Raw genomic sequence first — 21,198 nt, 5'->3', positions numbered from 1 at the left:
TGCAAATAATATTTCTGCCAGAAGAAGAGGAGATTCCCTAGAAATGGAGACAAAGTAGAGAGAAAGTAGAAATTAAGTAGAATCGAGAAGAAATCTCACAAGCTGTCTATGCAATGGGCTGATTTTCTAGCCAATGAAGCTGCTACTCATAGCTTATCCCCAGAGCAAACGGCAGCTTTTGTAGAGCGTTTGAAGACTGAAAACTCAGGTAAGAGTGAGGCAAAACTTGCCAGCGAGTTGAACATCGGCGCTGCTGCTTTCAAAAAGCGGATGACTGAGGTTTATGACAAATTCGCCCAGAGTTATCCTGAGTTAGCTGCTTCTAAAAGCCGGGGAAGACTAGAAAAGTTACGGGCTTGCCTGACAAGGAAATATAATGGCGGGCAAGATGTTCGCCCCACAATTAAAGAAATTCATCAAAATATTCCCCCTGCTGTCCCATTTGAAAAATTTGTGGGACGTGAGGCGGAACTGCAAAACTTACACCAGCAATTACAAACATCTCGGCAAGTTGCCATTGTAGCTGTGGCGGGTATGGGTGGTGTCGGCAAAACTGAACTGGCTACCCAATACGCTAAACAGCACTTGCAGAAATATCAAGGTGGGGTTTGCTGGTTATCTGTACAGGGAATCGATGTCGGAATTCAGATTCTCAGATTTGCTGAAGTAAAATTTAAACTTATTGCACCAGACGATTGGGAATCAGCAGATAGGCTGAGATACTGCTGGCAAAATTGGCAACAAGGTGAAGTGCTACTGGTGTTTGATAATGTCACTGACTACAAAACACAGGTTCAGCCTTATCTACCCCCAGAATTACCCAAGTTTAAAGCACTGCTGACAACGCGCCTGGGATTTGATAGAACTTTGCCGCAATTACGCTTGGGTGTTCTCAAACCATTGGCGGCGATGAAATTATTAAAATTGCCAGTTGACAGAGAACGACTTAAAAGTGAACCTTGGGTTGCGAGAGAAATTTGTAAATTCTTGGGATATTTACCTTTGGCGTTAGAGTTAGTGGGGCGATATCTGGATACAATGCCAGATTTGTCATTGGAAAAACTGCTGAAGCGGCTAAAGAAAAAGCGATTGGAACACGAAGCAGTCGCCAAGGCGAACCCATTGATGCGTTATGAATACGGTGTAGCTGAAGCTATTGCATTGAGTTGGGAACAGTTGGATGAGAAAGCACAAGGCTTAGGATGTTGGCTGAGTTTGTATGCTTTGGCTGATATTCTTTTTTCTGTTGAGTGGATAAAAGATGACGATGAACAAGAATTCTGGGAGAAAGCTATAGCTGATTTGCGAAAACTGCATTTAATACAATGGCAAAGTAAAGGAATATATCGTCTACATCCACTGATTCGGCTATTTTTCCAAATGAAGTTGGATAAGTCAAGTAATGCAGATGAGGTTAAAACTGCTTTTGTAGCGCAGATGGTAGAGGTGGCAAAGCAAATTCCTCAACAGCCTAACCGTGAAGATATTCTCAACCTCACTCCACATATCCCCCACCTTGCAGAAGTTGCAACCCACTTATCCCAATATCTCAGCGACGAGGATTTAATCAGACCGTTCACACGCTTAGGCTGGTTTTATCAAGGTCAAGAGCTTTATCAGCAAGCAGAACCTTGGTTGCGGCAGGGTGTCAAAATTGCTGAAGATCGCCTGGGTTTGGAACATCTCGATGTTGCGACTAGCCTGAACAATCTAGCAGCACTTCATAAATCTACAGGACGCTACAGCAAAGCCGAACCTTTGTATAAGCAGGCTTTAGAACTGACAAAACGCCTGCTGGGAGACGACCATCCTATTGTCGCCACTAGCTTGAACAATCTGGCAGAACTCTACCGTTATACCGCACGCTACAGCGAAGCCGAACCTCTGTATCTGCAAGCTTTAGAACTAAGACAACGCCTGCTGGGAGACAACCATCTCGATCTCACCAATAGCTTGAACAATTTAGCATTACTTTACGGTTCTACAAAACGCTACAGCGAAGCCGAACTGTTGTTTCAGCAAGCTTTAAAACTAAAAAAACACCTACTGGGAGATAATCATCCCGATGTCGCTATTAACCTGAACAATCTAGCAGCACTGTATAAATCTACAGGACGCTACAGCGAAGCCGAACCTTTGTTTCAGCAAGCTTTGGCACTGAAAAAACGTTTACTGGGAGATAATCATCCCGATGTCGCCGCTAGCCTGGATAATCTAGCAACACTTTATCAGTCTACAGGACGCTACACTGAAGCCGAACCTCTGCATCTGCAAGCTTTGGTACTGAGAAAACGCTTACTGGGAGACAACCATCCTAATGTTGCCACTAGCTTGAACAATCTAGCAGGACTCTACTGTTATACAGGACGCTTCAGTGAAGGCAAACCTTTATTTGAGCAAGCTTTAGCAATTTGTGAAGGTACTTTAGGTGTAGGTCATCCCGATACAATAATGGTTCGGGGAAATTATGCAAGGTTTTTAAAAGAACCATATCACTAACGATCGCACCCTTTCTCCCAAAACCACACCAAATTGATGCCACACAATAGTTGTAGTTCAAATTTTAGTAGTGATCTTCCCCTCATAACCAAAGTACAGTAAAGAATAGAGGGTAGGCGTAGCCCGCACTTCGACAAAGCTCAGTGACCATCGTAGACATCGCTTTGCGGTTTCAAATTCCAAACGCCAAATTTGAGGATAAAATTATGCGAACAGTACCAATCCAATTACCAGAAACAGTATTTTCAGCACTTCGTAAAAATCCAGAAGAATTTATCCAAGAAATGCGAATTGCCGCAGCAGTTAAATGGTATGAATTAGGCGACATCTCACAAGCCAAAGCAGCATAAATTGCTGGGCTAACTCGTGCTGAATTTATTAATGCCTTATCACGCTATCAAGTAGATTTTATGCAATATACTACCCAAGAGTTAGCCCAGGAACTGGCAAATGTCGATTAATCGTGTAATTATTAATTCTTCACCTTTAATTGTTCTTTTGAAAAGTCAGCAAGCAAAATTAATTGAATTCAAGCTTTGGGTGACGCTGGTTTGTGGTTATCCGATAGTTTGGTCAATTTATTGAGACAAGAAGCAGGGGAATAGCGATCGCTATCAATTGTAACTTCAAACAGCGATACCTTCTCTGCGAGACGCTACCGCTACGCGTAGCTTGTTTCCCGAAGGGTACGGTAAGCTTCTCTTCGAGACGCTGCGCGAACGCTAACGCTCCCTCTTAATCTCTTTCTCCGTATCCTCTGCGCCTGGAGCAGTTTGATTCTCATGCCCCCTCATATCCAAAGTACAGCGAAAAATAGAGCGTAAACGTAGCCCGTCGTAGACATCGCATAGTCTATTTTGAGTACAAAACTCGAAACTTGAGGTTCAAAGGCTCAAGTGTCAGCCTCAAAGCCTCAACGTTGAGGTTCAAAGGCTCAATCGTCAGCCTCAAAAGTTCAACGTTGAGGTTTAAAGGCTCAACGTTGAGGTTCAAAGGCTCAACGTTGAGGTTCAAAGCCTCAATCGTCAGCTTCAAAGGCTCAACGTTGAGGTTCAAAGCCTCAAATGGCGATGCCTAATACCGTTTCACTTTAATAATGATACAAATACGTTGGTAGGGGCACAGCAATGCTGTGCCCCTACGAGAAATCTATATGTATCAGGGTTTGTGTGAAATGGTATAACGGCAAGCCACTGCTTTTAAATGTTTGTATACAAATTGTATTTTCACCCCGAAGAGAGTAGATTTCCAAATGCAGACAAAGTAGAATCAAAAATAAATTTTACAAGCTCTTTATGCAATGGGCTAATTTTCTAGCCGAAGAAGCTGTTACGAATGGCTTATCTCTAGAGCAAACGGCAGCTTTTGCAAAATATTTTAAGACAGAAAACTTAGGTAAAACTAAAGTTAAACTTGCCAGCGAATTAAACGTTGATATTGCTGCTTTCACAAAGTGGATGGGTGAGGTGTATGCCAAGTTTGCCCAGAATAATCCTGAGTTAGCGACTTTCAACAATCGAGACAAACTAGAAAAGTTACAAGCTTACCTAAGCACAAAATATAATAGCGAATTGGATGCCCTCAAACCATTGGCGGCGATGAAATTATTCAAATCGTTAGTGGTTCGGGAACGACTGCAACAAGAAGCTTGGGTTGCCAGAAGAATTTGTAAATTTTTAGGATATTTACCTTTAGCGTTAGAGTTAGTGGGACGATATTTGGATAAAATGCCAGATTTGTCTCTGGAAACACTGCTGAAGCGGCTAGAGAAGAAACGAGTGGAACATCAACCAGTAGTCAATGCTAACTCATTGATGTCTGATGAATACGGTATAGTTGAAGCTTTTGAATTGAGTTGGGAACAGTTGGATAAAAATGCCCAAAGCTTTGGCTGTTTGCTAAGTTTGTGTGCTTTAGCTGACATTCCCCTATCTGTTGAGACAATAGAAGATAACAAGAAACAAGAACTCAACGAGAAAGCCATAGCCGATTTACTGGAATTGCATTTGCTACAACAGAAAAGTAAAGGAATTTATCGTCTAAATCCACAGATTCGACAACTTTTACAAGTGAAGTTGGATAAATCAAGTGAGGCGGATGAAGCAAAAACTAAATTTGCAGCCATGATGTTAGAGGTAGCAAAGCTAATTCCGCAACAGCTTAACCCTGAAGACATTCTCAACCTCACTCCACATATCCCGCACATTACAGAAGTTGCAACCCACCTATCCGAATATCTAGGCGATGAAAATCTAATCACTCTGTTTACCAAATTAGCCTGGTTTTATCAAAGTCAAGGACTTTATCAGCAAGCAGAACCTTGGTTGCAACGGTGTGTAGAACTAACTCAAAATCGTCTTGGTTTAGAACATATCGATGTCGCCACTAGTCTGAACAATTTAGCAGTACTCTACGAAACTACAGGACGCTACAGGGAAGCCGAACCCTTGCTTGAGCAAGCTTTAGCACTGAGAAAACGCCTGCTAGGAGAAGAACATACCGATGTCGCCACTAGCCTGAGCTATTTAGCATTAATCTACGAATATACAGGGCGCTATAGCGAAGCCGAACCTTTGTATCAGCAAGCTTTAGAACTGTGGAAACGCCTAGTGGGAGAAGAACATCCCCATGTTGCCACGAGTATGAACAATTTAGCGGCATTGTACTGTTATACAAGACGCTACAGCGAAGCCGAACCCTTGCTCAAGCAAGCATTAAAACTGAGAAAGCGCCTGCTGGGAGATAACCATCCCGATGTTGCCACCAGCCTGAATAATTTAGCACAACTTTACGAATCTATAGGAAGTTACAAACAAGCCGAACCTTTGTATCAGCAAGCTTTAGAACTGAGTAAACGCCTGCTGGGAAATAACCATCCCGATGTCGCTATTAGCCTGAACAATTTAGCAGCACTCTACCGTTATACAAGACGCTACAGGAAAGCCAAGCCCTTATTTGAGAAAGCTTTGAAAATTTGTGAACGGACTTTAGGTATAAGTCATCCGACAACTATGACGGTTCGGGCAAATTATGCCAGCTTTTTAAGAGAAGCATATCACTAGCGATCGTTCTCTGTGTGCTCGAACGGTTTAAAATAATATCCCTCTTCAGTGAAGAAGAGGGGTGAGAGTCTACTTACATCCTAAAGATTTGCGAGTATCCACACCAGTTTTAGAATTCACACCACTTGCCTTAACACAAAGCTTTTTCACTTGTATCCCATCTAAAATTGCATTCGTAAAATCAGTACCTGTGACATCCACGCCATCAAAAGTAGAACGCAACATCATTGCATCAGTCAACACAGCATCACTAAAATCAGCATCCTTAAACTTTGTTAGATAGGCTATGCCTTCACTAAAATCAGCTCCATGCAGATTTACTCCCTCCAATACGCTACCGTTAAACACGCCACCACGTAAGTCAGCATTGCTAAAATTAGCATTCTCTAATTTGAGATTGGTAAACTCAGTACCAATTAAACTTTGACCAGAGTAATCCTTGCCCTTAAGTTCATCATTACCCACAGAACGGGTAATACTGGAAGAACTTGCAGCTTGCGCTGATAGGGGAAACAAAAAAAGAACCATAGCTAAGACAAAGCTAGCTAACAGTCGCCAATATTTCATAATCTCTTCTTAATAAATCTCAACACTTCCACCATTAACTATTAAACCTTACAGAAGGGGACAAGGGAGAAGAAGGAGTGGGGAGCAGGGGAGAAGTTGCAGTAAGTTTTTCCCTTCAGCCTCTGTGCACCTCTGCCTTGTGTGCCCTATGCCCTATGCCCTATGCCCTATGCCCTATGCCCTATGCCCTATGCCCTATAACCAATTCAATACATAAAGACTGTAAAACTAGAAAGCATCTCGTAGGATGATAGATGTTGAGGTGCGATCGCAATAATTACCTGTGGCTAATCAAGAAGACAACGCCCAATCTCTGGCGCGAACCCCTTTATATCAACTGGGTGTAGAACTCAAAGCACGCCTTACCAGCTTTGGCGGTTGGGAAATGCCTGTGCAATTTAGTGGAATTAGCCGCGAACACGAGGCTGTAAGAAATACAGCCGGAATGTTCGATATTTCCCACATGGGCAAATTTACCCTCCAAGGTAAAAACCTGATTTCCCAACTCCAGCCACTAGTACCTTCCGACTTAAGTCGTTTGCAAACTGGTCAAGCACAATACACCGTATTGTTAAATCCCCAAGCGGGAATTATTGACGACATCATTGTTTATTATCAAGGTGAAGACACGACTGGTACACAAAAGGCATTCATCATAGTTAATGCGGCAACCTCCAATAAAGATAAAGCATGGCTGTTACAACACCTTGACCTAGATAAATTGCAATTCCAAGACCTTTCACCAGATAAAGTCTTAATTGCCGTCCAAGGGCCAAAAGCGATTAAATATCTCCAGCCATTAGTGCAAGAAGACTTACAACCAATCAAAGCCTTTGGACATTTAGAAGCAACCTTACTAGGTAAACCTGCCTTTTTGGCCCGCACAGGTTACACCGGAGAAGATGGCTTTGAGGTGATGGTAGACCCAGATGTGGGAGTAGAATTGTGGCGAAGTCTCCATAAAAGTGGTGTTATCCCCTGTGGACTCGGTGCGAGAGACACTCTGCGGCTAGAAGCAGCGATGGCACTTTACGGACAAGATATCGATGACATCACCACACCCTTAGAGGCAGGTTTGGGGTGGCTAGTTCACTTAGATACCAAAGGTGATTTTATTGGTCGGGAAGTTTTGGCAGAGCAAAAAGCCACCGGAGTGCATCGCCGATTGGTAGGTTTGCAAACCCAAGGACGCAACATTGCCCGTCATGGCTATCAAGTGTTATCCACAGGTAAAGTGGTCGGAGAAGTTACTAGTGGCACCCTGTCACCTACACTTGGTTATCCTGTTGCATTAGGCTACGTTCCCACCCAGTTAGCAACTATCGGTCAGCGGCTAGAAGTCGAAATTCGCGGCAAAGCTTATCCAGCAGTTGTAGTTAAACGTCCCTTTTATCGGTCAAAAAATCGTGTTGCCAACTGATAAGCGCCGAGGTTTTTGAGGAATAATGTGTTGTGAGTTATTCAACTACACTAAGGTTCATTACCAGATATGACTTGGATGACTGTTAGGGAAATAATTTTTGTGATAAGGGAGAGGAAGTGATATGTCTTTTGAATATCCTCAAGATTTCAGATACCTGGATTCTCATGAATACGTGCGAATCGATGGTGAAATTGCCACCATTGGCATTACTGAGTTTGCCGTACATGAATTGGGTGATATCGTCTTTTTGGAACTGCCAGAAATTGGCGACGCTCTGACCAGGGGAGAAAACTTTGGCACAATTGAATCAGTGAAAGCTGTTGAAGAACTGAATTCACCAGTAACAGGAACTGTTATAGAACGCAACGAAGCCTTAATTAATTCTCCCGAAGAAGTGTCAGAAGACCCCTATGGGGAAGGGTGGTTTTTGAAAGTGCGTGTCAATGACCCTGGCGAAGTTGAGGATGCCTTGACAGCGGATGAGTATCGCGCCCAAGTAGAAGGGGAGTAGGAGTGCTGAGTACTGTTAGCGGAAGCGGGGCGTTTAGTCCGTGCTGAGTGCTGAGTGGGGGCGTGGAAGAGTAAGGGAGTAGGTGAGTGGAGGAGGTAATTAACAATTACTCTTATTCACCTATCCAATATCTTCCAAATCCCCAGTCCCCACCCCCCAGTTTAAGAGTATTTATTGCAAAATATGAAATAGTATTATCTGGAGAGTAATTTGTGGTATTAAACGCCCCTATTCTCAAGTCTAATGAGCAGCAAGTGCTGGACGAAAAAAGTCAAAAGTTAAGTAGTTTTGTGCCAAGACACATTGGCCCTAACTCCGATGATATCCAGCAAATGCTTAAGGTTTTGGGGTTTCCCAGCCTGGATTCCCTAATCGAGCAAACAGTTCCACAGGCAATTCGGCTGAAGCAACCGCTAAAGTTACCAGCAGCAGAAAGTGAGTATGCAGCACTGGCATCGTTAAAAAAAGTTGCTACCAAAAATCAGGTTTTCCGTTCATACATTGGTATGGGCTATTACGACAGTATTACTCCGCCTGTAATTGGGCGTAATATCCTAGAAAACCCCGGTTGGTATACTGCTTACACTCCTTATCAGCCAGAAATTGCCCAAGGGCGACTAGAAGCGCTGCTGAATTTTCAAACCCTGATTATTGACCTCACAGGTTTAGAAATTGCCAATGCTTCGTTACTTGATGAAGCCACAGCAGCCGCTGAAGCGATGAGCCTAAGCTATGGTGTCTCCAAAAATCAGGCAGATGCCTATTTTGTCTCTCGTGACTGCCATCCCCAAACCATTGATGTGTTGCAAACACGCGCTAAACCATTGGGGATTAAGATTATTGTTGGCGATCATCAAACATTTGATTTTGATCAACCAATTTTTGGGGCTGTTCTGCAATACCCTGCAAGTGATGGCACCATTTATGACTACCGCGCTTTTATAGAAAAAGCCCATGCTAAGGGTGCATTGGTGACGGTAGCAGCAGATCCTCTAAGTTTAACTTTACTGACCCCTCCTGGGGAATTTGGCGCTGATATTGCTGTCGGAAGCACTCAGCGGTTCGGTATTCCTTTGGGGTTTGGTGGGCCCCATGCAGCATACTTTGCTACGAAGGAAGAGTATAAACGGCTGGTTCCAGGGCGAATTGTAGGTGTATCAAAAGATGCCCAAAGTAAGCCTGCGTTACGTCTCGCCTTGCAAACCCGCGAACAGCACATCCGCCGCGAAAAAGCTACTAGTAATATTTGTACTGCACAGGTGCTGCTGGCGGTAATGGCAAGTATGTACGCCGTCTATCATGGGCCAGATGGACTTAAGACAATAGCTCAGAGGATACATTCCCTGACTTTGATTTTGGCAGAGTGGTTGCAGCGACTAGGTTACAGCATCAGTTCTAAACCTTTCTTTGATACGCTACAGGTGGAGTTAGGAACTAAACCTCTGCAAGAAATTCTACAAGCTGCTGAAGCTCGTCAAATTAATCTACGTATTTTTGATACATCTACTGTTGGTATTTCGCTGGCCGAGACTACCACATTGGATGATGTGCGAGATATATGCCAGATTTTTGCAGGGACAGATGAGCTACGGTTTGTTTTGAATGTGCAAGAGATGGAATGGATAATTCAGCAATCAGGTTTAAGCGGTGAACCATTTAGCCGTCAAAGCACTTATCTCACTCATCCAGTCTTTAACCGCTATCACTCAGAAACTGAGTTATTACGCTATCTGCACAAGTTAGAAAGCAAGGATTTGTCGCTAACGACATCGATGATTCCTTTGGGTTCTTGCACAATGAAGTTGAATGCAACTGCTGAGATGATTCCGGTAAGTTGGGAGGAATTTGGCAAGATTCATCCATTTGCCCCAGCGTCGCAAACACAAGGTTATCAAATCCTGTTTGAGCAACTTGAGGCATGGTTAGCTGAAATTACTGGTTTTGCGGGAATTTCTCTACAACCAAATGCTGGTTCTCAGGGCGAATATGCTGGACTTTTAGTAATTCGTCAATATCACGAAAATCGGGGTGAAGCACACCGTAACGTCTGTTTGATTCCCACTTCCGCACACGGGACAAACCCAGCGAGTGCGGTGATGTGTGGGATGAAGGTAGTGGCTGTTGCCTGTGACTCACAAGGTAATATTGACGTTGATGACCTGAAGAATAAAGCAGAAAAACACAGCAATGAATTAGCCGCCTTAATGGTGACATATCCCTCAACTCACGGTGTCTTTGAGGAGCCAATTCAGGAAATCTGCGCTGTTGTCCATAGTCACGGTGGACAAGTTTACATGGATGGGGCAAATATGAACGCCCAAGTGGGAATTTGCCGTCCTGGAGATATTGGTGCGGATGTCTGTCACTTGAATCTGCACAAAACCTTCTGTATTCCTCATGGTGGTGGTGGCCCTGGTATGGGGCCCATTGGCGTTGCATCTCATCTTGTGCCTTTTCTGCCCGGACATCCTGTTGTCACTATCGACAACTCAACTCAGCACTCTAATATTGGTGCTGTTGCTGCTGCGCCTTGGGGTAGTGCGAGTATCTTGGTGATTTCTTGGATGTACATCGCAATGATGGGTGCAGATGGTTTAACCCAAGCTACTAAGGTGGCGATTCTCAACGCTAACTACATTGCCAAGAAACTGGAATCGTATTATCCGGTTTTGTATCAGGGGAAAAATGGTCTAGTTGCCCATGAGTGTATTTTAGATTTGCGATCGCTCAAAAAATCAGCTGCGATCGAAATCGATGATGTCGCCAAGCGTCTCATGGATTATGGTTTCCATGCGCCCACTGTCTCCTGGCCTGTAGGAGGTACAATCATGGTGGAACCTACAGAAAGTGAATCTAAGCAAGAGTTGGATCGTTTCTGTGATGCGTTGATTTCTATTCGTCAAGAAATTGCCGAAATAGAAGTTGGCAAGGTGGATATCCAAGATAATCTTTTGAAGAACGCACCCCACACTGCCGAAAGTCTCATCACCGGAGAATGGCAGCATCCCTATTCTCGCGAACAAGCTGCCTACCCTGCGCTTTGGACTCGTGAGTATAAATTCTGGCCTGCTGTTGGTCGCATTGACTCAGCTTTTGGGGATAGGAATTTCGTTTGTTCTTGTCTGCCAATGGATGCTTATTAAACTGAAGTGAAGAGTTAGGAGTTAGGAATTAAACTCCTAACTCCTGCCTTCGATAAACACTGATGATTTACCTGTTTCTATCTGTGATTGTCTGGTTGTGATACCTGAGAATTAAACGATTAGGCTTGTTGTATTTCTGGACGACCATCTTCAACCACAAATGAAGCCCGCTTACTAAGCGTGCCATTCGGGGTTGTGACGTTTGATAAAACTAGATAATCTGTCTTACAGGTTGTGGGAGTCAGCGCACAGCGAACATACCCCCGTTGACCGTTGAAGAATTTAATGTGTGGGTTATCGGGTAAGTAAGCTTCAACATTTGGGCTGGTATCTGCCCCATCTCCACCAGAGGTTATTGAGGTACAGACAAATTCACTTCCAACCGTAGCAGATTTTGGGTTATTAAAGTCAGCCTTTAAATTCATTGCCCAGTTGGAATGGATATCGCCTGATAAGACTACTGGATTAGATGGTTTGCGCTGTTCTAAAAAACGCATAAGGCGATCGCGGGAAGCTACATAACCATCCCACTTATCCATACTGTAAGTTTCGCCTTCCCCTGGTTTTGTGTCTATCTGAGCAACTACAACTTGCTGCGCTAAAACGTTCCACTTAGCCTGTGAACTATTTAAACCATCATATAGCCAATTTTCCTGACGCTTGCCAGTAATCGTTGCATTCGGATCTTCTCCACAAGGACGTTCTTTAGTGCCATCACCACAGGGCTGATCGGTACGATATTGGCGGGTATCTAGGACATGGAAGGTCGCTAAGTTACCAAAGGAAAGCCGACGGAAAAGTTGCATATCGGGGCCAGTGGGTCGCGAGAGGGGACGCAGTGGCATGTGTTCGTAGTAAGCCTGATAGGCAGCAGCCCTTCGTTGAAGGAAGATTGCCCGATTTTGATCTGGTTCAGTATCGACTTCCGAGATGTCGTTGGCGTAGTTGTTTTCTACCTCGTGGTCATCCCAGGTGACAATCCAGGGAAAGGCTGCATGAGCTGCTTGCAGATTGGTATCGGTTTTATAGAGGGCGTGACGGTTACGGTAATCTTCCAGGGTTAGAATTTCGGCACTGTTGTGCTTTCTGGGGCGATTGTTTGATATTCCTCCTTCATAGATGTAGTCTCCAACATGCACTACCAAGCTGAGGTCATCCTGGGCAATATATTTGTAAGCAGTATAGTATCCCTGCTCATAGTGCTGACAGGAGACAAGGGCAAAGTTTAATTTATTTAAGTAGTCACCTGCTAAAGGAGCTGTACGAGTGCGACCAATGGGGCTAGCGTCTTGCCCGACAAGAAACCGATACCAGTACCAAGTATCAGATTGCAGGCCTTCTACCACAACTCGAACTGAATGAGCTAGTTGTGGAGTTGCAAGTACCGTACCTCTGGAGACAATACGCCTCATATCAGGATCGGTTGCTACTTCCCAGCGAATTGGCACATTAGCAGGTGGCATTCCACCTCCATTTAAGGGTTCAGGAGCGAGACGAGTCCAAATCACTACGCTGGTAGGATAGGGATCGCCCGATGCTACACCCAAAGAGAAAGGATAATTGGAAAATCTGCTTGTGGCGATCACTCTTTGAGGAGAAAATTGGTTAGCGATCGCCAAACCAGACAATGCTCCTGCCCCAATAATTAAGTTGCGTCGTTTCATTCGACTGTGCAGGAACTGCTCAAAATTCCGGTAATTTACCATTCTCTACTCCTGGCTAACAGGTAAGTTAAAGTACAGCAACAGCTAACACAAAGAAGGCAGGGTAATCTTAGGAAAACTTCGTAACTAATTCCCTTAGCAAAATCAGATTTTAATTTCCAATTTTTTCTTCTGCTATCAATGTGTTAGATATTGTTTTCCTACAGAAAAGCCTACTAATAAGAGATTAATCCTGGGCAAAGAAAGCGTTAATATCAACTTAACCAAGGTTAGACTTTAACCTTTTTCATTGATGCCACCTTTCTCTTTATCGCCCAGCCAACGCTACAAGTAAAAATAACACCAACTAAAGGTGTAGGTTCAGGTACTTGTCTATAAGAAACTGTACCTGATATAAGTTCAGCATCTGGAGAAGTTTTAGAGTAAATTGTAAAATCCTCACCAATAATTTCATAACTTCTAGAACTGGAAAGATTAGCTTTATCGTTGAACTGATAATCTAACGCAAAAAAATTTTTTCCTGTTAAAGATGTGCTTGAAAAGATAAGAGGAAAATCTGGGTAGTTGGCATCATCTTTTTGCGTGTAAACGGTAGAGTCACCATCAAATTTAAAAGAAAGTGACTTAATGGCAGCTTCGGGATTATAGTCATTACTGAAAGTTGAGTCATCAAAGCTAAAAAAGCCATTTCCTTTAGTTACTGGGCTATCAACTGTGAAAGCGTAATTCAGAATTGCAGCAGATGCAGATTTTGCATCTACGGTAGCAAAACCTAAAGTAAGAGTAGCAGCAGCAATCAATAATTTTGAAACCAATTTCATCTCTGTTTTCCTCACCATAAACTTTTCTAAGCAATGCACTACAAGCTATAAAAATAACTTGTTCCTAACTTCCTTATTTTCCAAATGGATATTCATAACTGGTTAGAACAGTAATGAAATCAATGATTTGTTTCTTTTTATTGACAAAGAGACAAATCTCCAATTATTTTGAGACACTCGATTTTAGAATTACAAGTTTAAGCAGACTTTAATCAAAGGTAAAAATAAAATTTAATTTAAGTTTGCCAATGAAAAAGTTAGCCGATAACCGCAGGGCAAACGCATCTAAATATTGCTCGGCCTGAATAAGAGTGGAATTCAGCAAGACTGCAATCAGATATGACTTTCAGGAAATTAAATGTTCACTTTTATCGCAATGACAATCATTATGAGAGAGAGGAAAAGTTAGAGGAAACCATCGCTTGGCTGTCAAAGAAGGGAGCAACGCGATTTTGTAAGATCGGGGTTAAATTATCAATTACATCACTAAATTCTCAATAATACAGGTTTTTTTGTTGCGATCGCTACGTGTACCGGAGGTAATCGCATCCCAAAATAGCCTATTTGCGTTTTTAGTTTTAACACTTAGCCTTAACTGAATTGTATTGCCTCTAATTCTTCTCTTACAGATAAAGACTGATACCCTAATGCAAAAGCTTTGGAACTATCCAAAGAAACATCTGCCGGTCTAGGTGCTGCCATTTTCACATCTTGTTGTCGGCAGGATTTGAGTCCGATGGCCGGAAGTTGAAATACTTCTACTAATATCTGTCCAAAATCATAACGTGAAATCCGTTCTTTGCCACCTAAGTGAATGATGCCATTAACTTTTTCTAATGCTAATAAAAGTCCTTCGGCAGCGGTTGTTCCACTTACTGGTGTGCGAAATTCATCTATAAATAAACTTAATTCTTTTTCGGCTTGTAAAGTTTGAATAAATGGCTGAATAAAGCTTTTAGCTGTGGGTGTTGCTGCACCAAACATCAACGGCATTCGACACACTGCGGTCATCGGATATCTTTCTAGCATATCTGCTTCTGCGATCGCTTTTTGCTCACCGTAAAGATTGACAGGACACACGGCATCTGTTTCTCGATATGGAGCATTTAAACCATCAAAAACTAAGTCGGTTGAAGTAAAAGCACAAGGAATAGAATTATCCGCGCAAAGTCCGGCAATATTGCAAGATGCTATAACATTAATTGCGTGCGATTCTTTGGGGTTAGTTTGACAAAAATTTGGTTGCGAATGTGCAGCAGTATGAATAACTGCTGCTGGTTTGATATCATTAAAGATACGTTTCAATTCCTGAAAATTTGTTAAGTTCGCTTTTAAAATTTTTATGCCAGGAATCTCTAAAGGATGGGATAAATAAGTGCCATAAATATCCCATTCTTGTTTTGCAAGCTGGCAAAGATGCCATCCTAAAAAACCACTTGCTCCGGTGATTAACAATTTTTTCATGTCTAATCGAAAACCGCTCAAGAAAAAATCCTTTCTACAGCAGGCTTATATTTTACACTGAGTGGTGGTGGTAAAATCCTATTGCAGTAATTCCTGAAACTGCTTTTCACTACGCACTTTGCTAAAGTCTGGGTCAGTTTTTGCTAATTTCTTGTATTTATCAGGAACAAGCTTGATTGCTTTGTCTAGGTTCTCAATTGCTAATTCCAGATTGCTTTGTAAAGCATAAGAGCAAGCTTTGTTGTAATATGCTTGGTGCAAATCTTGCTTGATGGCGATCGCTCTATTATATGATGCGATCGCATCTTGGTAGCGGTGCAGCTTTGTCAGAGCTATGCCTCGGTTAATTAAGGCTTCATATTTGTCGGGTTTGATGGCGATCGCTCTATTATAAGATGCAAGAGCGTCTTGGTAGCGTTGCAACGATGTTAGGGCTATGCCACGATTATACCAAGCTTCATATTTGTCGGGTTTGATGGCGATCGCTCTATCATAAGATGCAAGAGCATCTTGGTAGCGTTGCAACGATGTTAAGGCTATGCCACGGTTAATCCAAGCTTCAGGACTCTCAACTTTGATTGCGATCGCTTTATCATAAGCTTTTATGGCATCTTCATAATTTTGTCTATCTAATAAATTATTACCTTGATGAAAGAAATCTTCTGCTTTTTGCGTAGCCTTCGCTTCTATGAAAAGTTGGGTTACATTGCTTTCTTGGACAACCTGTGTAGTATTTTCTGCCGATGAGTTTGCCCCACCACTACAGCCAAATGCCAAGAAAGCTATCAAGCCAGATGCAACGAAGCAGTGCCGAAAAACCATGCTGTACCTACAAAAATTATTAGATGATGTTACAATTTGTTAGTTTTTTGAGTATTATCAAAATACACTAGTTTTTACCCATTAATTTACTTATATTTCTTTTCACAAAGAGTCTTGTTGACGATGCATAAAACTTTATTAAAATCAAGTGCGTATAATACTATCATATTAAATACACAGAAAGCAATTGCTTAGAACCTACTTTACTTAAAAAACAATTATTTGTGTTGCTATATATATTGCGTAGCTGTTACCCGTCGTAAACATCGCACTTGTGTAATAATTCACCCTGATGAAAAACTTCTTCAATCTGCCGATGCTGACGGTATAAATCAGCCAGGATCACGGGAGTGAGGACAGAAATAATATCAGAATCGCTAGTTTTTCCAACCTTTAGCTCTATTAATTAGTTTTATTTTTTCTTCAAAATAAAACTGAAAGTCAACTCTATATTATTGATAAATAGTAGAAATAATTTATATTAAATATATAGCAATTTATAACTTTGATATTACTGAAAAGCTTACTTAGTAATAGGAAGCATTATTCATAGAAATTGCTAGTGAATTGCTAATACCATGAGATAATTACTGGCATTAAATTTGTATATTTTGTATTCATCATTTTCTAGTAAGGATATAAAACTATGTCTGTTTTCTCCCCTGATGGTCGGACAAAAGTTAGCAACACGACAACTTTTCCGTTTAGTGCTATAGGAAAGATGAGAATACATTGGAAAGGCCCAGATGGGGTTATTGATACTGCTGATGATATTATCGTCAATGGTTCTGGTGCCATGATTGATTCCTACCACTTTTTAACAGCAGGACACTGTGTGTATGACACGAGATATGGGGGTTGGGCAGATAAAATTGAGGTGATGCTTGGTTCTAAAGGAAATATCATTGCTGGTACAAATCGGGCTGACTATGAATACTATAGTGAAGCCAAATCTGTTCATACACGTTCTTTTGAAGGATGGATTCAAGGAGATCAGACTAAAAGCGAAACTTTTCAATACGATATAGGATTGGTTACTCTTGACCGCAATATTGGAAACTTCACTAGCTGGTTTAACTATGGATATGACGATAATCTCAGCAGTGGAACTTTAATGAATGTCACGGGATACCCTTCTGATAAGTTTGATTCCAACAGCGATGGAAAATGGGACAACTATGATATGTGGACTCAGAGTGGAAAAATCACAAGTACAACTGACTCGATCTTGCGTAGTAATGAGCTAGATATTGTAAATGGAAATAGTGGAGGTCCTCTCTGGTTTAATAATTCCAACACAAATGAACCAACTATTTATGGAGTAGCTTCAAATGAGACAACCACCAACAAAACTCCGCTTTACAACGAGTTCGCCCGAATTACAAGCACTCGATATAACGAGATTCAAAACTGGATCAACGAAGACACTACTGACCGCAAACCCACTGACAAAGCTGATTTAGTAGATTCTGACGTGTGGTTTAACACAACTCTTGGAAGTTTTAGTAATAACACTATTAAAAATGGGGAAAATTTCAGCATCACAGTCTATCCTCGCAACAATGGTACAGCCGCAACAGGCACTTTCTCGGTTTCTTTTTACGCTTCTACTGATACCAATGTCACTAATAGTATTGGTTCTCATTATTTAATTGGTAATACAACTATTTCTTCGATTAACCCATTCAATTCGGGAACAGCGACTTGGAACGGTGCATTTCCTGATATTCCAATTGGAAATTACTACGTTATTTCATTTCTAGATCCAACTAATTCAATCCAAGAGTTTGATGAGAGTCTAACCAGCAACCAAAAGGTATTTAGAACTTTACTCACTGTTGCCAATAGTACGCCCACTTCGACATCTCTGACCGTTTCATCAACCGTTAGCTCCCCTTTATCAGCTAATGAAGAAAATCTCACTTTAACAGGTACAGATAATATTAATGGGACTGATAACTCCCTTAATAATGTTATTACTGGTAATAGTGGTAATAACGAGTTAAATGGTGGAAATGGCAATGACATGCTTATAGGAGGAAGTGGTAACGATACTTTAGTTGGAGGTTTAGGTAACGATACCCTAACGGGAGGCACTGGATCTGATATTTTTACTATTAATACCCCTTCTGATATTGATAATATTACAGATTTTTCGTCCTTAGATGACACAATTTATGTTTCTAAAATAGGGTTTGGAGGTGGACTTAGTGAGGGTATACTTCAAGCCACGCAATTTTTTATCGGTTCAGTAGCACAAGATAGCAGCGATCGCTTTATCTATAACAATAATACAGGGGGTTTCTTCTTTGATGCTGATGGTACAGGCTCATCCGGTCAAATCCAAGTTGCTCAACTAGCAATAGGTCTAGCCATGACTAATACAGATATTTTTGTGATTGCCTAAATAATCCAGGATTTATACCAGTTCTCTGTGAAACCGCACATTATTTTGACCCCTTGCCACCTCCCCACAAGTTAGGGAAGGTGGCGGGGGTTTCTTTCAAAGACGCAATGAATCGCGTCTCTACAAATGGTCTATTTGTCGCATTATTTTTTCAAATTGGTATAATCCCTTAAAAGCTATGTTTTTAAGGGGTTTGGATGATACTTATGCGTAAGTCCTAACTTTATCTGTGCAAGGCTTAATTAATGCCAAACACTGACTCGACAGTTGACTTAATCGAATCCCGCGCATCTTTCAAAGTCTGGCTAATGGGATGTTTCGCCTGCAAAAATGCCCGCGCACAATTGCGTCCCGGCATTCCCGAAATTGAACCACCTGGATGAGTCCCTGCACCAGTCAAAAATAGATTATCAATTGGTGTTTTGTAATTGGCTATTTCTGGCAAGGGACGGAAAAATATCATCTGATCTAGGGTCATATCAACATGGTAATAATTACCTTTGTACGCACCTAATCTTTCTCCTAGTTCGGCTGGACTTTCTACGCGACGGGCGATAGTTGCATTCTTGACATTGGGTGCATAGTCTGCCAATTTATCAATCACCTTATCTGCAACTTTGTTTTTCAATTCATCTGTCCAACCAGTACCTTTCAAACCAGTACCTTCTGCACCAGCAATTTGATAAGGGGCAAAAAACTCAATCCATACAGTGTGCTTACCTGGTGGTGCTAATGTGGGGTCTAAATAGCTAGGCATCACCAAATACATTGATGGGTCAGCATCAGGAATCTCTCCCAAGGTACATTTACTATGAGCCTGTTCTACATGTGTTACGGAATCTGCAATCAAGATAGATCCAACAAGATATTCGTCTTTGTGGGCGTGGTGTGGAAAGTGCAGTGGTTCGTCTAAAGCCAAATCTATCTTGAGGATGGTTTCGTTATTGTTAACGATGCGGCGTTCTAATCTTTCCCATAAATCTGGATCGGCTCCATCAACTTCGCTTTTATCAGTCATTTGCAAAAATAACCGCTTGGCATCAATATTAGAAATAACCCCGTGTTTTGCGCGATATTCTTTACCACCAGCAACCCGCACACCCACAGCTTTTCCATCATCAATTAAAACTTTTTCAACATGCTGATCTGCGAGAATAACGCCACCTTTACTTGTGACTAAATTCACCAAAGCTTGCACAAGTGCGCCAGTTCCGCCGCGAGGTCTGGCCATTCCAGGATTGTGACGCATTGCCATCATGATTGCACCAATGGCAAGGGTTTTTTGCGATGGTGGTGCCCCAAGTTCTGCTGCTAGTCTGGCTAGTGGTGCTTTTACAAATTCCTCATCAAACCACTCGTTAAGTAAATCCTCAGCGCTGTTCAACATTGTACGAATAAAGTCCAGCGTTTTGTTAGGGGAACCAATAACTGAAACTAAATCTTTCAGTTTGGTGATGTCGTAGTTACCAAGGATGTCTATAACTGACTTTGGTGGTGCATTAAACATGGGAATCATTGCACCTAGCGCTCGCTGCCAAAAATCTACAAATTCTGCGTATTTTTTGGCATCACGTTCACTGTAACGAGCAATTTCTGCACAGGTCTTTTCCACTGACTTATGTGCTAAGAAATACTTGCCATCAGGATGAGGACAGAAAACAACCGGATCGCACTCCAAATAATGCAAGCCGTATTTTTCTAGTTCTAATTCTTCAACAACTGGCCCCAAGTGAATAAATTCATGGTCAATAGCACACAAGTTAAATTTAAATCCTGGAGCTTCTTGGGGTAGACATTCTTCAGTTGTTGCTGCACCACCGATAACAGAACGCTTTTCTAGTAACAGAACGCTATAACCAGCTTTTAACAAATACGCTGCACAAACTAGCCCATTATGTCCAGCACCGATTAGGACAACATCATACTCTTGCATAGTTGGAATTTAGAAATAAGTAGCTTTCAAAAGCCTATAAAACTTTTCAAAAATTTACATCACTCTTGAGTTACAAAAATTATCTTTAACTACTGTCAATACTACTAAAGAGATAGTTCGGTTATTGATGAGGGTATTTGCTTTACATTAGCTTCTACCATAAGTGTTAAACTACCGATTTCTACTTTTATATCTTTAATAGAAAACTCTATATCCTCCCATTTAAAAGATGGTATATTCATCAGTTCTTTGGCTTTGTGCATTAATGCTGTAATTAATTCTATTGAAATACCCTCTCCCTCAGTGCAGTTAAAACTCTCCACCATCGCAGGTTGTGAATGAGTCCGTGGGCGAATCAGCGCAGTGTAAGCGAAAGGACGAGTATTTCCCATTTCCTTTAACAACACTCTTCCTCTACATTCTATTTTGCCTTCACCAGGTAAAAATACCTGAATTTTTTGCGGCTCAAAACTTACAATTTCACCATCTACATTTAACTCCAAGTTTTGCATCTGGGTGCGAATCAAGTCTGAGGTCAAGGCGCGGTTAATATCTACTTCAGTAACTACAATGTGACCTATAGCATTTACTGACTCATTGAATTTTATTTGACCAAAAAGAGCAGTTAACGGATTGATGTCAATGCTATCTGTTTGTAGTTTAATTTCTTGCACGCGGATGTCTTTTTGTATAACTAATCCTTCACCTGCAAAGGAAACTCCATCCGCCTGTCCCTGAAGTATTTTTAATAAATCAGTTTGTACATTTATGTCTATTTTTTCTACTTCATCTAACCCTTGAGATACCATCATTTCAGCGCCCTGAGATAGAACTTTTTCTTCCAGATTATGTTCGTCTTGCATGGATTAGTATCTCCTAAAT

The 21,198-nt window shown here is 41.7% G+C and carries 15 protein-coding genes and 1 pseudogene; 8 read left to right on the top strand and 8 right to left on the bottom strand.

The window, feature by feature from the left end; all coding sequences use genetic code 11:
* Positions 1-108 precede the first annotated feature (108 nt).
* The 3 genes and pseudogenes from HWQ40_RS17530 (at position 109) to HWQ40_RS17520 (ending at position 3,084) form a co-directional block, all read left to right on the top strand.
* A complete protein-coding gene (locus HWQ40_RS17530) occupies positions 109-2,499 on the top strand; it encodes a tetratricopeptide repeat protein (RefSeq protein ID WP_292779912.1) in 2,391 nt (796 codons plus the stop codon).
* A gap of 206 nt (positions 2,500-2,705) precedes the next feature.
* Positions 2,706-2,960, top strand: a pseudogene (locus HWQ40_RS17525) (UPF0175 family protein).
* Positions 2,950-3,084, top strand: a complete 135-nt coding sequence (locus HWQ40_RS17520; protein WP_292779911.1) for a hypothetical protein — start codon at positions 2,950-2,952, stop codon at positions 3,082-3,084. The pseudogene HWQ40_RS17525 and the gene HWQ40_RS17520 overlap by 11 nt, the downstream one beginning before the upstream one ends.
* A 267-nt stretch (positions 3,085-3,351) precedes the next feature.
* Here HWQ40_RS17520 and HWQ40_RS17515 read toward each other — a convergent pair whose 3' ends face one another.
* Positions 3,352-3,555, bottom strand: coding sequence for a hypothetical protein (locus HWQ40_RS17515; RefSeq protein WP_292779910.1), 204 nt, complete (start codon positions 3,553-3,555; stop codon positions 3,352-3,354).
* Positions 3,556-3,794: 239 nt separating this feature from the next.
* On the opposite strand from HWQ40_RS17515, the gene HWQ40_RS17510 reads away from it, so the two are divergent.
* Positions 3,795-5,561 carry a tetratricopeptide repeat protein gene (locus HWQ40_RS17510; protein ID WP_292779908.1) on the top strand — a complete coding sequence of 589 codons (1,767 nt, stop codon included), beginning with the start codon at positions 3,795-3,797 and terminating at the stop codon, positions 5,559-5,561.
* A 69-nt stretch (positions 5,562-5,630) separates the two neighbouring features.
* On the opposite strand, the gene HWQ40_RS17505 is transcribed toward HWQ40_RS17510, so the two are convergent.
* The gene (locus HWQ40_RS17505) at positions 5,631-6,128 is read right to left on the bottom strand and encodes a pentapeptide repeat-containing protein (RefSeq protein WP_292779907.1); all 498 of its coding nucleotides are present in this window, start codon (positions 6,126-6,128) and stop codon (positions 5,631-5,633) included.
* A gap of 283 nt (positions 6,129-6,411) precedes the next feature.
* Here HWQ40_RS17505 and gcvT point away from each other — a divergent pair, with 283 nt between their 5' ends.
* The 3 genes from gcvT to gcvP all read left to right on the top strand — a co-directional run bounded on the left by gcvT (position 6,412) and on the right by gcvP (position 11,205).
* A complete protein-coding gene (gene gcvT / locus HWQ40_RS17500) occupies positions 6,412-7,548 on the top strand; it encodes a glycine cleavage system aminomethyltransferase GcvT (protein WP_292779906.1) in 1,137 nt (378 codons plus the stop codon).
* Positions 7,549-7,672: 124 nt separating this feature from the next.
* Positions 7,673-8,062 carry a glycine cleavage system protein GcvH gene (gcvH, locus tag HWQ40_RS17495; RefSeq protein ID WP_069072677.1) on the top strand — a complete coding sequence of 130 codons (390 nt, stop codon included), beginning with the start codon at positions 7,673-7,675 and terminating at the stop codon, positions 8,060-8,062.
* A 212-nt stretch (positions 8,063-8,274) separates the two neighbouring features.
* Complete coding sequence (gene gcvP, locus HWQ40_RS17490) at positions 8,275-11,205, top strand: aminomethyl-transferring glycine dehydrogenase (RefSeq protein ID WP_292779905.1); 2,931 nt, start codon at positions 8,275-8,277, stop codon at positions 11,203-11,205.
* 119 nt (positions 11,206-11,324) lie between these two features.
* Here the strand turns inward: gcvP and HWQ40_RS17485 are convergent, their stop codons facing one another.
* From HWQ40_RS17485 to HWQ40_RS17470, 4 genes are all read right to left on the bottom strand, one after another.
* Complete coding sequence (locus HWQ40_RS17485; RefSeq protein WP_292779904.1) at positions 11,325-12,911, bottom strand: alkaline phosphatase; 1,587 nt, start codon at positions 12,909-12,911, stop codon at positions 11,325-11,327.
* Positions 12,912-13,138: 227 nt separating this feature from the next.
* A complete protein-coding gene (locus HWQ40_RS17480) occupies positions 13,139-13,690 on the bottom strand; it encodes a PEP-CTERM sorting domain-containing protein (protein WP_292779903.1) in 552 nt (183 codons plus the stop codon).
* Between the two features lie 591 nt (positions 13,691-14,281).
* A complete protein-coding gene (locus HWQ40_RS17475; protein WP_292779902.1) occupies positions 14,282-15,154 on the bottom strand; it encodes an NAD(P)-dependent oxidoreductase in 873 nt (290 codons plus the stop codon).
* 78 nt (positions 15,155-15,232) lie between these two features.
* A complete protein-coding gene (locus HWQ40_RS17470) occupies positions 15,233-15,976 on the bottom strand; it encodes a tetratricopeptide repeat protein (RefSeq protein WP_292779901.1) in 744 nt (247 codons plus the stop codon).
* Between the two features lie 646 nt (positions 15,977-16,622).
* Here HWQ40_RS17470 and HWQ40_RS17465 point away from each other — a divergent pair.
* Positions 16,623-18,383, top strand: a complete 1,761-nt coding sequence (locus HWQ40_RS17465) for a trypsin-like serine protease (protein ID WP_292779899.1) — start codon at positions 16,623-16,625, stop codon at positions 18,381-18,383.
* Positions 18,384-18,621: 238 nt separating this feature from the next.
* Here the strand turns inward: HWQ40_RS17465 and crtO are convergent, their stop codons facing one another.
* Together crtO and HWQ40_RS17455 are read right to left on the bottom strand one after the other, a co-directional pair.
* Positions 18,622-20,316: a beta-carotene ketolase CrtO gene (gene crtO, locus HWQ40_RS17460; RefSeq protein WP_292779897.1), complete on the bottom strand. Its 1,695-nt coding sequence runs from the start codon at positions 20,314-20,316 to the stop codon at positions 18,622-18,624.
* 104 nt (positions 20,317-20,420) lie between these two features.
* Complete coding sequence (locus HWQ40_RS17455) at positions 20,421-21,179, bottom strand: DUF2993 domain-containing protein (protein ID WP_292779895.1); 759 nt, start codon at positions 21,177-21,179, stop codon at positions 20,421-20,423.
* Positions 21,180-21,198: the final 19 nt, after the last annotated feature.

The organism is Nostoc sp. NMS9 (assembly GCF_017114995.1).
Classification (GTDB): domain Bacteria; phylum Cyanobacteriota; class Cyanobacteriia; order Cyanobacteriales; family Nostocaceae; genus Nostoc.
Note: the sequence above shows the minus strand (reverse complement) of the source record. Positions and strands in the feature narration are given on the sequence as shown.

Excerpts from the sequence above, each read along its gene's own strand:
- HWQ40_RS17520 (WP_292779911.1), top strand. The coding sequence starts at position 2,950 with ATGTCGATTAATCGTGTAATTATTAATTCTTCACCTTTAATTGTTCTT.
- crtO (WP_292779897.1), bottom strand. The coding sequence starts at position 20,316 with ATGCAAGAGTATGATGTTGTCCTAATCGGTGCTGGACATAATGGGCTA.
- HWQ40_RS17475 (WP_292779902.1), bottom strand. The coding sequence starts at position 15,154 with ATGAAAAAATTGTTAATCACCGGAGCAAGTGGTTTTTTAGGATGGCAT.
- HWQ40_RS17465 (WP_292779899.1), top strand. The coding sequence starts at position 16,623 with ATGTCTGTTTTCTCCCCTGATGGTCGGACAAAAGTTAGCAACACGACA.
- HWQ40_RS17505 (WP_292779907.1), bottom strand. The coding sequence starts at position 6,128 with ATGAAATATTGGCGACTGTTAGCTAGCTTTGTCTTAGCTATGGTTCTT.
- HWQ40_RS17485 (WP_292779904.1), bottom strand. The coding sequence starts at position 12,911 with ATGGTAAATTACCGGAATTTTGAGCAGTTCCTGCACAGTCGAATGAAA.
- gcvH (WP_069072677.1), top strand. The coding sequence starts at position 7,673 with ATGTCTTTTGAATATCCTCAAGATTTCAGATACCTGGATTCTCATGAA.
- HWQ40_RS17470 (WP_292779901.1), bottom strand. The coding sequence starts at position 15,976 with ATGGTTTTTCGGCACTGCTTCGTTGCATCTGGCTTGATAGCTTTCTTG.
- HWQ40_RS17455 (WP_292779895.1), bottom strand. The coding sequence starts at position 21,179 with ATGCAAGACGAACATAATCTGGAAGAAAAAGTTCTATCTCAGGGCGCT.
- HWQ40_RS17510 (WP_292779908.1), top strand. The coding sequence starts at position 3,795 with ATGCAATGGGCTAATTTTCTAGCCGAAGAAGCTGTTACGAATGGCTTA.
- HWQ40_RS17480 (WP_292779903.1), bottom strand. The coding sequence starts at position 13,690 with ATGAAATTGGTTTCAAAATTATTGATTGCTGCTGCTACTCTTACTTTA.
- HWQ40_RS17530 (WP_292779912.1), top strand. The coding sequence starts at position 109 with ATGCAATGGGCTGATTTTCTAGCCAATGAAGCTGCTACTCATAGCTTA.